Below are 12195 nucleotides of genomic sequence, written 5' to 3'. Positions count from 1 at the left end.
CATGGAACTGCTGCCACTGTTTCTCACCGCCCTGGCCCTGGGCCTGCTTGGCGGCGGCCATTGCATCGGTATGTGCGGTGGGCTGATGGGCGCGCTGACCCTGGCCATCCCCGCCGATCAGCGCCAGGGCTGGCCCCTGTGGCGGGTGCTGCTGGGCTACAACTTCGGGCGCATCGCCAGCTATAGCGTGGCCGGCGCCCTGCTCGGCAGTCTCGGCTGGCTGATCCAGGATCTGGGCCTGGGTCAGGGCCTGCGCGTGCTGGCCGGCCTGCTGATGATCGCCATGGGCCTGTATCTGGCCAACTGGTGGGCAGGGCTGACCCGCATCGAACGTCTCGGGCGGGGGCTGTGGAAACACATCGAGCCCCGCGCCCGCAAGCTGCTCCCGGTGACCCGGCTGCCACAGGCAATCCTGCTCGGCTCACTATGGGGCTGGCTGCCCTGCGGCCTGGTCTACAGTACCCTGGTCTGGGCCAGCAGCCAGGGCGATGCGGTATTGTCCGCCGGCCTGATGGCGACCTTCGGCCTCGGCACGCTACCGACCCTGCTGGCCACCGGGCTGCTGGCCAACCGCATGATGGCGCTGTTGAGAAAACGCCTGGTACGCATCACCGCCGGCCTGATGATCATCCTGTTCGGCATCTGGACCATCCCCGGCCCGCACACCGCCTGGGTCATGGGCGGCCAGCATGGTACCCATGAGCATCCTGCAACGCCTCATTCCGGGCATTGATCGCCAACCGATGATAGAATCACGGTTTATCCGACGTATAGCCATTTCGGCCGCTCGCCGTCGACACTGAGGATTGAAACCGTCATGCCCAATGCCACACCTTTGCTTCACCGCGAGGCGCACTGCAAGGACTGCAGCCTGGCTTGTATGTGTCTGCCTATCTCTCTGCATGCCGATGAAATGGAAGCGCTCGACCGCATCGTCAAGCGCGGCCGCCCATTGAAGAAAGGCGAGGTGCTGTTTCGCCAGGGTGACGCGTTCAGTTCGATCTTCGCCCTGCGCAGCGGCGCGATAAAGACCTACAGCCTGTCCGACGAGGGCGATGAGCAGATCACCGGCTTTCATCTGGCCGGCGAGCTGATCGGCATGTCGGGCATGGATAGCGGTCAATATACGGTTACCGCCGTGGCCCTGGAAACCACCTCGGTGTGCGAGATCCCCTTCGATACCCTGGATGAGCTGACTGCGGTATTGCCGCAACTGCGCAAACAGTTGATGCGACTGATGAGCCGGGAGCTGCGTGAGGATCAGGATATGATGCTGTTGCTGTCGCGCAAGAATGCCGACCAGCGCATCGCCACCTTGCTGATCAACCTGTCGGCACGCTTTCGTGCACGCGGCTATTCGGCCAAGGCCTTCCGCCTCTCCATGTCGCGCAATGAGATCGGTAACTACCTGGGGCTGGCGGTGGAAACCGTGTCGCGGGTATTCACCCGCTTCCAGCAGCAGGGCCTGATCCTGGCCGACGGCAAGCAGATCGAGATCGTCGACTATATTCAGCTATGTGCCCTGGCCGGCGGCCAGAATGACTGAAGACCAAGGAACCGCTATCCATGATATTTGATGAATTCACGATCAAGTCGCTGATCCGACCGGTTCCGGGCTTCCCCCGGGAAGGTGTCACCTTCCGCGACATCACCCCGCTGTACCAGTCCCCCCGTGCGGTACGCATGGTCGCCGACAGCCTGATCCAGCGCTACGTCGAATCACCGGTGACCCATATCGGTGCCATCGATGCCCGCGGTTTCCTGATCGGCGCGGTGCTGGCTTACGAGTTGAACAAGCCCCTGGTACTGTTTCGCAAGGCCGGCAAGCTGCCCGCCGACTGCATCAGCGCCGCCTACAATACCGAATACGGCGAAGCCCATATCGAAGTGCACCGCGAGGCCCTGAGCGAAGGTGACCAGGTGTTGCTGCTCGATGACCTGATCGCCACCGGCGGCACCTTCCTCGCTGCCGCCCGATTGATCAGCGAGCTCGGTGCCGAGGTGTACGAGGCCGCTGCCATCATCGACCTGCCGGACCTTGGCGGATCACGTCTCATGCAGGATGCCGGGATCGCCACCTTCACCCTATGCGCCTTCGAAGAGAACGAGTAACCCGATGCCCGGCGAGGCCAGCGCGCCCGACCTGATCGCGCGGGGCACCCCTGCTTTTCGCCGCGCCAGCCTGGCGCTGGTACTCGCTTCGCTGGTGGTCTTCGGCAATCTCTACGTCATCCACCCGCTGCTGCCGCTGATCTCGCAGCAATACCAGGTCAGCACGCTGCAGGCGAGTAACGCCTTCACCCTGACCAGCCTGACCCTGGGGCTGTCGCTGCTGCTGCATGGCCCGCTATCCGATGCCTTCGGCCGCCGGGCACCCCTGATCATCGGCATGGCCGTCACTGCGCTTCTGACCCTGGGCATGGCCTTTGCTGGCAGCTTCACCACCCTGGTGTGGCTGCGCGCGGCACTCGGTATAGCCCTGGGCGTACTGCCGGCCACCGCCATCGCCTACCTCGGCGACAGCCTGCAGCGTACCGCGCTGGTCAGCGCTGTGGGACTGTATATCGGCGGCAATACCATCGGCGGTGCCGGCGGTCGCCTGCTCGGTGGCTTCATCGCCGACCATTTCGGCCTGCAGGCGGTATTCCTGATCGTCGGCTCCGGCAGCCTGCTGTGCACCCTCGCCGTGGCCCTGATGCTGCCTGCAGCCCGCGCCTTCCGTCCGCAACGGCTATCGCTGGGCAGCATCCTGGGCACCTTTGCCAGCCATCTGAGTAATAGCGCGCTGCTACCCGCCTATCTGATCGGCGGACTGAATTTCATGGTGTTCATCAACCTGTACACCTTCATCACCTTTCGCCTGAGCGCCGAACCCTGGCAGCTCGGCGCCGGCAGTCTCGGCCTGCTGTTTCTCACCTACCTGGCCGGCACCCTGTCGGCCAGCCTGTCCGGGCGTGTGGGCACCGCCCGGGCCACCCAGGGCATGGCCTGGGGTATCCTGCTGTTCATGGTCGGCTGCCTGGTCACCCTGACCGATCAGTTGTGGCTGATCATCGCCGGGTTGATCTGCAATGCTTTCGGCTTCTTCCTCACCCATTCGCTGGCCAACAGCTGGGTCAACCAGCATGCGGCGCATGGCAAGGCCAGCGCCTCCTCGCTGTATTCGGTGTTCTACTACCTCGGCGCGGCGGTCGGCCTCTATTACCTGGCGCCGTTCTGGCGGTTTGCCGGCTGGCCGGCGGTGGTTGCCGGCAGCCTGCTGATACTGGTACTCAACCTGGCACTGATCATCTATATGCGCCGCGGGCGATAGGACAACCGGCTGGACGTCGGCGGCTGGCTTACCTATCATCAGCAAATAGAACAACAAGCCAGTCCTGTCTCAGGATGTGACAAGCCAAGGAAATGTCGGCATGCCCATAGCCACACTGCCCCCGGATACCCGCCTGCTGCTCATCGACGATCATCAGATCTACCTCGATGGCCTGACCCTGACCCTGAACAAGCTCTGCCAGGGCATCACCCTGGACCATGCGCGCACCGCCGCAGAGGCTCAGGAGCAGGTCAGACAATATACCTATGACCTGATCCTGCTGGATCTGCATCTGCCCGACGGCAACGGCCTGGTATTGCTGGAGAAGCTGCGCGGCATCGACCCGCTGACCCCGGTGGCGATTCTCACCGGCAGCAACAACCCGAGCGATATGGATGCCGCCCTTCGCCTGGGCGCCGCCGGCTTCATCAGCAAGGCCGCCGATGGTCCGATGCTGGTCAGCGCGGCGCTGCGCCTGCTGTTCGGTGAACAGGTCCTGATCGCCGATGAGAACCAGCCACTGGATCGCCGGGCCAATGCCCGGGAGCTGGGTATCACGCCACGCCAGCTGGAGATACTCGATCTGCTCGCCGAGGGCCTGCCGAACAAGGTGATCTGCCAGCGTCTGTCGCTGTCAGAGGACACGGTCAAGACCCACCTGAAGGCGGTGTTCGCTGCCCTGGGGTGCCATAACCGTACCGAATGCGTCAACACCGCACGCCGACGGGGATTGATCAGTAGCAGCTAGACCAGGTCTGCTCCCGCCGCCTGCCCCGGCTGTCGGGCACCGAACAACAACGACTGCACGGTACGGCGCAAGCGTGCCGGCAGTACCGGCTTGTAGATAACCGCCACGTCAGCCTGCCGCGCTGCGTCTGCCAGCGGACTGCTGGTGTCGGCGGTGACCAGTGCCGCTGGCCCATCATACAGGCCAGCCTGGCGCAGGCTGGCGACCAGTTCGAGGCCATTCATCGGCCCCTCCAGATGGTAGTCGGTGAGCAGCAGGCCGGTTCCTGCGGTAACATCCGCGCCGGCCTGCAGCAATGTCGCGGCATCCGCATAGCAGTCCACCTCGCAGCCCCAGTGCCGCAGCAGCGTATCCATCGCCTCCCGGTTGACCATATCGTTCTCCACCAACAGCACACGGCCGTTGAGCGCAGCGCCACCAGGTGCCAGCCCCACCGCCGGTTGCGCCTGCCATTCCCCCAGCGGCACCTCGACCCAGAAACAGGCACCCTGCCCCGGCTCGGATACCACCCCGGAGGGGTATTCCAACAGGTGCTGCAGCTGACGGCAGATCGATAACCCCAACCCGACACCTTTCTCCAGCGTCCGCGCCGGATTGCGCAGCTGGGTGAACTCTTCGAATATCCGCTGCTGCTCGTCCCGATTCAGGCCGCAGCCATCATCCACCACCGCGATGTGCGCCTGCCCCCCGGTCTCGGTCACCCGCAGTTGCACCCGGCTGGCGCCGGCATGTACCAGCGCGTTGTTCAGATAATTACGCAACAGCCGTTCCAGCAATACCGGGTCGGTGTACACAGCACAGCGCTCCGGGCATTCGAGCTGCAGTTGAATACCGCGCTGCCGGGCACTGACCTCGACACTGTCGAGCAGGCGCCGCAGCCAGTCATGCAGGTTGATATGCCGCAGTTGCGGGCGCACCATGCCCATCGACAGCCGGGAGATATCCAGCAACGAATTGAGCATCGCCTGCAGCAACTGGGCCGACTCGGCGAGCCGGCCGATGGTCTTGCGGGTATCGGGTTCGACGACCTTCTCGTCCAGGTGCTGGATGAACAGCGACATGGCATGCAGCGGCTGGCGCAGGTCATGGCTGGCGGTAGCCAGAAAACGGGTCTTGCCCTGGCTTTCCCGCTCAGCACGCACCCGCGCCGCCTGCAGCAGTTGCTCGTTCAGGTAGGCGCTGCGCAACATGTGCTCATAGGCATAGGCACCGATGCTACTCATCAGGGTGAAACAACCGAGAAACAGCCCGGTACCCAGCACCGTCTGCCGGGATGCTCCCAGCAGAGCCTCGCCGATCAGGTAGCTGAACACGATGAACCAGGACCCGAGCACCGCGCGACGCGCCGGCAAGCCGAGCAGGAAGGAGCCTGACAGCAGAATCAGGTACAGACCGTCATGGGTCACCGGCACTCTCACCTGCTCCAGGCGGCACAACAGGATGACCATGGTCACCATCAGCCCGGTGCAGACATAGCCCAGCGTGGCGGTATTGAACGCCGAGCCCGGTTCCACGCTGCCGGCACGGTTGGAATACCACAGGCAGTAGCAGACCAGCAGCAGTACCGCCAGACGTACCGAGATGCTCAGGTAGTGCACCGACTCGGGCAGGAAGGCATAGTCCACCCAGATGAACAGCAACATGAACCCGAGGCTGGAAGCCGCCACCGGCCATACCCGGCTGCACATCTTGCGATGCAGATAGGACATGAACCCGACTTCCATGGAGGCGGGAAAACGCAAGCGCCCAAGGCGATGACGCTGGGCCAGCAGCGCTGGTTCGTCCAGCGGCGCGTCAGGGGCAGCGGCAGCTTCGACCATCATCTTCTTGTTGTCCTTCTGATTCGGCGCTCCGGCACAAGCCTACGCCGTTCCCGGCCTCCAGCCAATATCCTGCCCGGCAGATCTTCCCTCAGTACGCTTTGCTGATACCCCACCATCAGGCTGGTGCAACCCGGTTGACCGTGCCGAGTCGGCTCTGCATGCTAAAGTCCACAGCAGCTACCCACTCACTTTCACAGCGGAACCCTCACCATGCCCCAGACTGCCGATATCAACCGTCAGATCCTGCTCGCCTCCCGCCCGGTGGGCGCACCAACGCTCAATGACTTCAAGCTGGTCGAGAGCCCGTTGCCGAAACCCGGCCCTGGACAGATGCTGCTGCGCAATATCTGGATGTCACTGGACCCCTACATGCGCGGCCGCATGAGCGATGCCAAGTCCTATGCCGACCCGGTGGCAGTCGGCGGGGTGATGCCCTGCGGCGCGGTAAGCCGGGTACAGGAGTCCAACCTCGACGGGTTCGCGGCGGGGGATCTGGTGATGTGCTATACCGCCGGCTGGCAGGACTACAGCCTGTCCGACGGCAGCATGGTGTTCAAGCTCGATCCGAACATGGCCGAACCGTCACAGGCGCTCGGTGTGCTGGGCATGCCCGGCTTCACCGGCTACATGGGTCTGCTGGATATCGGCCAACCCAAGCCCGGCGAGACCGTGGTGGTGGCCGCGGCGACCGGACCGGTCGGCAGCGTGGTCGGCCAGGTGGCCAGGCTCAAGGGCTGCCGCGTGGTGGGTATTGCCGGCGGACCGGATAAATGCGCCTATGCGGTGGATGAGCTGGGCTTCGATGTGTGCCTGGACCACAAACTCGACAGCCTGGCGGATGACCTGGCCAATGCCTGCCCGGACGGCATCGACGTGTACTTCGAGAACGTCGGCGGCAAGGTATTCGACGCGGTCATGCCGCTGCTCAACCCGCATTCACGGGTGCCGGTCTGCGGGCTGATTGCACAGTACAATGCCACCGGCCTGCCGGATGGGCCGGACCGCCTGCCGCAACTGATGCGCCTGTTGCTGAGCCAACGCATCCGCATGCAGGCATTCATCATCTTCGACAACTACGGCCCGCATTACCCCGAGTTCCTGCAAACCATGACGCCCTGGGTCGCCGAGGGCAAGGTCAAGGTCAAGGAACACCGGGTCGAGGGTCTGGAAAATGCACCTCAGGCCTTCATCGGGCTGCTCGAAGGGCAGAACTTTGGCAAGATGGTGGTCAAGATAGCCGACTGAGACAACGCATGACTCCAGCGACAAAAGTGCTCGACAAGGCCAGGGTAAGCTACCAGCTGCATCGCTACGAGCACGACCCGCAGGCCGAATCCTATGGCGGCGAGGCCGCCGACAAGCTCGGCCTCGACCCGCGACAGGTATTCAAGACCCTGCTGGCCAGCACCGACAATGGCGAGTTGCTGGTAGCCGTGGTGCCGGTGGTCGGCCAGCTGGATCTGAAACTGCTGGCCAAGGCCGCCGGCGTCAAGAAAGTCAGCATGGCTGATCCCGCCGCCGCCCAACGCAGCACCGGCTACCTGCTCGGCGGCATCAGTCCCCTGGGGCAGAAGAAGGCACTGCGGACCTTCATCGACGACAGTGCTGGGGGGTGGCCGCAGATATTCGTCAGCGGCGGACGCCGAGGGCTGGAGATAGAGTTGCAGCCAGAGGATCTGGCACGCCAGACCCGCGCCACCTTCGCCGCCATTGGCCGTGGCGATTGACCCGCAAACCCGACACCAGAGGGGCAACGCCCATGCCGCAGCATCTTCTCGCCATCGACCAGGGCACCACCAGCAGCCGCGCCATGCTGTTCGATGCCCAGTGTCAGCCGGTCAGCGTCGCCCAGCAGGAGTTTCCCCAGCATTTCCCCCGTGATGGCTGGGTAGAGCACGATCCCGAGGCCATCTGGCAGAGCGTGCTCGATGTGGTGCGCAAGGTGCTGGAGCAGGCCGGGCTGGGTGCCGGCGACATCTGCGCCATCGGCATCACCAATCAACGGGAAACCACCCTGCTGTGGGACGCCAGCACCGGCGAGGCAGTCTATCCGGCGATCGTCTGGCAGGACCGGCGCACGGCCGCGTTCTGCGACCAGCTGCGGACCGACGGCCACGAGCAACTGGTCAGCCAGCGTACCGGGTTGTTGATCGATCCCTACTTCTCCGCCACCAAGCTGCGCTGGCTGCTGGATAACGTCCCGGGCGCGCGTGATCGTGCAGCGCGGGGCCAGTTGCGCTTCGGCACCGTCGACAGCTTTCTGCTGTGGCGCCTGACCGGTGGCAAGGTGCACCGCACCGACGCCACCAATGCCTCACGCACCATGCTGTTCAATATCCACAGCCAGCAATGGGATGAGGAGCTGCTGCAGCTGCTGGACATACCAGCCAGCCTGCTACCGGAGGTGCTGGACAACACCGCCGAGTTCGGCCACACCGATGCTGCATTGTTCGGCGCCAGCATCCCGATTGCCGCCATGGCCGGAGACCAGCAGGCCGCCCTGGTTGGCCAGGCCTGCTTCACCCCCGGCAGCGTCAAGAGCACCTATGGCACCGGTTGTTTCATGGTGATGAATACCGGTGAGACGCCAGTGCGGTCTTCCCACCGGTTGCTGACCACCATCGGCTACCGACTCGGCGGCCGTACCACCTATGCGCTGGAAGGCAGCATCTTCGTCGCCGGGGCAGCGATCCAGTGGTTGCGCGACGGTCTCAAGCTGATCAGTCATGCCGATGAAACCGAAGCCCTGGCCGAGCAGGTCGGTGATCAGAGCGGCGTCTATCTGGTGCCCGCCTTCACCGGCCTGGGCGCCCCCTATTGGGACCCGCAGGCGCGCGGAGCGATCTTCGGCCTGACCCGCGACACCGGCATCGCCGAGATCGTCACCGCCGGCCTGCAATCAGTGTGCTTCCAAACCCGCGATCTGCTGGAGGCGATGAATGCCGATGGTGCCATCGCCACTTCCTCATTGCGCGTTGATGGCGGCATGGTGGTCAACAACTGGATGGTGCAGGCCCTGGCCAATACCCTTGGCGTGCAAGTCGACCGTCCCCAGGTAACGGAAACCACAGCCCTCGGCGTCGCCTGTCTGGCTGGCCTGCAGCAGGGCCTGTTCAGCAGCCTGGATGACATTGCCCGGCACTGGGCCTGCGAGCGCAGCTTCACACCACTGATGCCAGCCCAGCGACGTGGGGAGCTGTATGCCGGCTGGTTGAATGCGGTACGGCGGGTGCGTGAGCCTGTTGGTGGGGAGCGGGTGGGGAAGTAGCTCCCCCTAACCCTCCGGCCCCTTACCCTGCTCCACCTCGACCACCACCACCTCCTCACCCAGCGGCTCCTGCAGCACCTCCTCGGCCGGCACGGCAACCACTTCATGCTCCTCCCGTGCCTCGGCGTACAGACTCCAGGCCGCGATGAACAGAGCGGCGATCAGCGGCCCGATAACGAATCCGTTAAGACCGAACAATGCCAGGCCGCCCAGGGTCGAAATCAGCACTACATAGTCCGGCAGCTTGGTATCCTTACCCACCAGGATCGGGCGCAGCACGTTGTCTGCCAGGCCGATGACCACCGCACCGAAGGCGGTCAGTACTGCTGCCTGCCAGATCGCGCCGGTGGCCAGGAAGTAGATTGCCACCGGCCCCCAGATCAGGCTCGCCCCCACCGCTGGCAGCAATGACAGCACGGCCATCAGCACACCCCACAACAGCGCCCCCTGCAGGCCAAGCACCCAGAATATGAAGCCCCCCAGGGCACCCTGTATCGCGGCCACGGCGATGTTGCCCTTGACCGTGGCCTTGACCACGGTGGTGAACTTGCTGAGCAGATGCTGCTTGTAGACTTCCCCCAGCGGGATGGCCCGGCGCACCCGGGCCGCCACTTGCCGGCCGTCACGCAGCAGGAAGAACAGCAGGTACAGCATGATGGCGAAGCCGATCAGGAACTGGAACGTGTTCTGTCCGATGCTGAATGCCTTGGTCGCCAGGAACTGACTGCCGGCCATGGCCCCCTCGGAAATACGCTCCTGTACCCCCGCCACATCAGTCAGGCCGAAGCGCTCCAGCAATTCACGAGCGAAACTCGGCAGCGCGTTGATGACCTGCTCCAGGTAACTGCCGAAATCCAGGGACCCGGTGCTGATACGCTGATAGACATTGGTCCCTTCCTGCACCAACGCACCGGCCAGCAGACTGACTGGCAGAATCACTATCACCAGGATGATCAGCAGCGTAACCGTCGCTGCCAGCCCCCGCCGCTGATTGAAGCGTGCTTCGAAGCCACGCTGCATCGGCTGGAAAATGATGGCCAGGATGGTGCCCCAGAACACGGCGCCGTAGAACGGCAGCATGATCATGACAAAAGCCACGGACACCAGCGCCAACAACAGCAGAAAACTCTTGTTCTCGAGATTCTCGTTAAACATGTCTATCCATTCTCGTCCAGGCGGGGTGAGGATTCTGGAGAATACCAGTCGCACATCAATGCAGGTAGCACAGCCCTGGAAAAGTTAAAACCCATCACACAGACCGTTGTCACAACCTGCGAGCAAGGCACTGCAGGAAATACGCGGGGCTGCGGCAGCAAGTAACGGGGAAACCGACGAAGCCTGGTGATGCCCCGCCAGGGACGAAGGAGCACAAAAAAGCCCTGACTCTTTCGAGTCAGGGCTTTGGTATTGGTCGGAGCGACTGGAATCGAACCAGCGACCTTCTCGTCCCGAACGAGACGCGCTACCAGGCTGCGCTACGCTCCGTGTTGGTGAGGCGGCATTTTACATAATCGTTGTTTTTTCACAAGAGGATTTTGAAAAAATCTTTTGCCGCCCGGTGCTTACGAGCTTATTCGGCCTTGGCAACAGCATCGGTGACCATGGTCTGCAGCTCGCCGGAATCGAACAGCTCCTGGATGATGTCGCTGCCACCAACCAGTTCACCGCTGATCCACAATTGCGGGAAAGTCGGCCAGTTGGCGTACTTGGGCAGCTCGGCGCGGATGTCCGGGTTCTGCAGGATGTCCACATAGGCGAATTTCTCGCCACAGCTCATCAATGCCTGCACGGCCCGCGCCGAGAAACCACACTGCGGTGCATTCGGTGCACCTTTCATGTAGATCAATACAGGGTGGCTGGAGATCTGGTCTTTGATTGTATCGATGGTGGTACTCATGGAGGTTCCTCGGTGGCGGTTGCTTGCCTTGGGGCGTAAAAACGATGCCCAGTGTACCGCAAAGCGCCTTGCCATGCCCAACGACGACGGGCCATTTGCCTTGCGGCAGATTTTCCCTATAAGATGCCCGCTTCTCACTTTTTCAGGTATGGCTTGTACCGGGCCGCCAGGTCACGGTAAGGGTCGCTATTTCCGGTCGATAGCCGATCGAAGCAACCAGGTAGCACAACATGACAGTACGGCATTTTCTTTCGTTGATGGATTGTTCCCAGGCAGAGTTGGCAGGACTGCTGAAACGCGGCACCGAGCTGAAGTCGCTGCACCGCCAGGGCGTCATTTACGAGCCGTTGAAGAACCGCGTGCTGGGCATGATCTTCGAGAAAGCATCGACGCGTACCCGGGTTTCCTTCGAAGCCGGCATGATCCAGCTGGGCGGCCAGGCCATTTTCCTGTCGCCACGCGATACCCAGCTGGGCCGCGGCGAAACAGTCGAAGACAGCGCCCGGGTCCTGTCGCGCATGTGCGATGCGGTGATGATCCGCACCTTCGCCCATGCCACCGTGGAAACCTTCTCCGCCTACTCCCAGGTACCGGTGATCAACGGTCTGAGCGATGACCTGCACCCTTGCCAGCTACTGGCGGACATGCAGACCTTCCTGGAACACCGCGGCAGTATCAAGGACAAGACCGTGGCCTGGATCGGCGATGGCAACAATATGTGCAACAGCTACATCCAGGCCGCCATCCAGTTCGACTTTCAGTTGCGCATCGCCTGCCCCGAAGGCTACGAGCCGGACCAGGCATTCCTCGACCAGGCCGGTGACCGGGTGACCCTGCTGCGCGATCCCGCCGCCGCAGTGGCCGGCGCCCACCTGATCAGCACCGATGTCTGGGCGTCCATGGGCCAGGAAGACGAGGCCCGGGATCGCCTGCAGCGCTTCGCGCCCTACCAGGTGACCTCGGCACTGCTGGACCTCGCCGACGAGTCGGTGATCTTCATGCACTGCCTGCCGGCCCATCGCGGCGAGGAAGTCTCCGCCGAACTGATGGATGACCCGCGCAGCGTGGTCTGGGACCAGGCGGAGAATCGTCTGCACGCGCAGAAGGCCCTGGTCGAATTCCTGCTGGTTGACTGACTGACGGTGA

Annotated in this window: 12 protein-coding genes and 1 tRNA gene; 9 read left to right on the top strand and 4 right to left on the bottom strand. The window is 63.2% G+C overall.

Features of this window, described 5'->3' with window-relative positions:
* The first annotated feature begins 1 nt into the window (after position 1).
* The 5 genes from CQ007_RS07055 (at position 2) to CQ007_RS07035 (ending at position 4061) form a co-directional block, all read left to right on the top strand.
* The gene (locus CQ007_RS07055; protein WP_105644580.1) at positions 2–733 is read left to right on the top strand and encodes a sulfite exporter TauE/SafE family protein; all 732 of its coding nucleotides are present in this window, start codon (positions 2–4) and stop codon (positions 731–733) included.
* An 84-nt stretch (positions 734–817) separates the two neighbouring features.
* The gene (gene fnr / locus CQ007_RS07050) at positions 818–1546 is read left to right on the top strand and encodes a fumarate/nitrate reduction transcriptional regulator Fnr (protein ID WP_105644578.1); all 729 of its coding nucleotides are present in this window, start codon (positions 818–820) and stop codon (positions 1544–1546) included.
* A 20-nt stretch (positions 1547–1566) separates the two neighbouring features.
* Entirely contained in the window at positions 1567–2112 is a 546-nt protein-coding gene (locus CQ007_RS07045) for an adenine phosphoribosyltransferase (protein WP_105644577.1), read from the top strand.
* 4 nt (positions 2113–2116) lie between these two features.
* Positions 2117–3313 carry an MFS transporter gene (locus tag CQ007_RS07040; protein WP_218278841.1) on the top strand — a complete coding sequence of 399 codons (1197 nt, stop codon included), beginning with the start codon at positions 2117–2119 and terminating at the stop codon, positions 3311–3313.
* 100 nt (positions 3314–3413) lie between these two features.
* Positions 3414–4061, top strand: a complete 648-nt coding sequence (locus CQ007_RS07035; RefSeq protein WP_105644575.1) for a response regulator transcription factor — start codon at positions 3414–3416, stop codon at positions 4059–4061.
* Here the strand turns inward: CQ007_RS07035 and CQ007_RS07030 are convergent.
* Positions 4058–5884 (bottom strand): hybrid sensor histidine kinase/response regulator, encoded by a 1827-nt coding sequence (locus CQ007_RS07030; protein ID WP_105644573.1) that lies wholly within the window; start codon positions 5882–5884, stop codon positions 4058–4060. The genes CQ007_RS07035 and CQ007_RS07030 overlap by 4 nt on opposite strands.
* Positions 5885–6094: 210 nt before the next feature.
* Here CQ007_RS07030 and CQ007_RS07025 point away from each other — a divergent pair, with 210 nt between their 5' ends.
* Genes CQ007_RS07025 through glpK form a run of 3 tightly spaced genes read left to right on the top strand, consistent with a single transcriptional unit; the run spans position 6095 to position 9152 of the window.
* Positions 6095–7129: an NADP-dependent oxidoreductase gene (locus tag CQ007_RS07025; protein ID WP_105644571.1), complete on the top strand. Its 1035-nt coding sequence runs from the start codon at positions 6095–6097 to the stop codon at positions 7127–7129.
* Between the two features lie 8 nt (positions 7130–7137).
* Positions 7138–7611 (top strand): Cys-tRNA(Pro) deacylase, encoded by a 474-nt coding sequence (gene ybaK, locus CQ007_RS07020; protein ID WP_105644569.1) that lies wholly within the window; start codon positions 7138–7140, stop codon positions 7609–7611.
* Between the two features lie 32 nt (positions 7612–7643).
* Positions 7644–9152, top strand: a complete 1509-nt coding sequence (gene glpK, locus CQ007_RS07015) for a glycerol kinase GlpK (RefSeq protein WP_105644567.1) — start codon at positions 7644–7646, stop codon at positions 9150–9152.
* Between the two features lie 6 nt (positions 9153–9158).
* Here the strand turns inward: glpK and CQ007_RS07010 are convergent, their stop codons facing one another.
* The 3 genes from CQ007_RS07010 to grxD all read right to left on the bottom strand — a co-directional run bounded on the left by CQ007_RS07010 (position 9159) and on the right by grxD (position 11049).
* On the bottom strand, positions 9159–10307 hold the full coding sequence (locus CQ007_RS07010) for an AI-2E family transporter (RefSeq protein ID WP_105644565.1): 1149 nt from the start codon (positions 10305–10307) through the stop codon (positions 9159–9161).
* Between the two features lie 253 nt (positions 10308–10560).
* Positions 10561–10637 (bottom strand) — tRNA-Pro (locus CQ007_RS07005).
* A gap of 85 nt (positions 10638–10722) precedes the next feature.
* A complete protein-coding gene (grxD, locus tag CQ007_RS07000; RefSeq protein ID WP_105644563.1) occupies positions 10723–11049 on the bottom strand; it encodes a Grx4 family monothiol glutaredoxin in 327 nt (108 codons plus the stop codon).
* Positions 11050–11279: 230 nt separating this feature from the next.
* On the opposite strand from grxD, the gene argF reads away from it, so the two are divergent.
* Positions 11280–12185 carry an ornithine carbamoyltransferase gene (gene argF / locus CQ007_RS06995; RefSeq protein ID WP_105644561.1) on the top strand — a complete coding sequence of 302 codons (906 nt, stop codon included), beginning with the start codon at positions 11280–11282 and terminating at the stop codon, positions 12183–12185.
* The last annotated feature ends 10 nt before the right edge of the window (positions 12186–12195 follow it).

This window comes from Pseudomonas sp. MYb185, from assembly GCF_002979975.1.
Classification (GTDB): Bacteria; Pseudomonadota; Gammaproteobacteria; order Pseudomonadales; family Pseudomonadaceae; genus Halopseudomonas.
The sequence above is the reverse complement of the archived record's forward strand: the minus strand, read 5'-3'. Positions and strand labels throughout refer to the sequence as shown.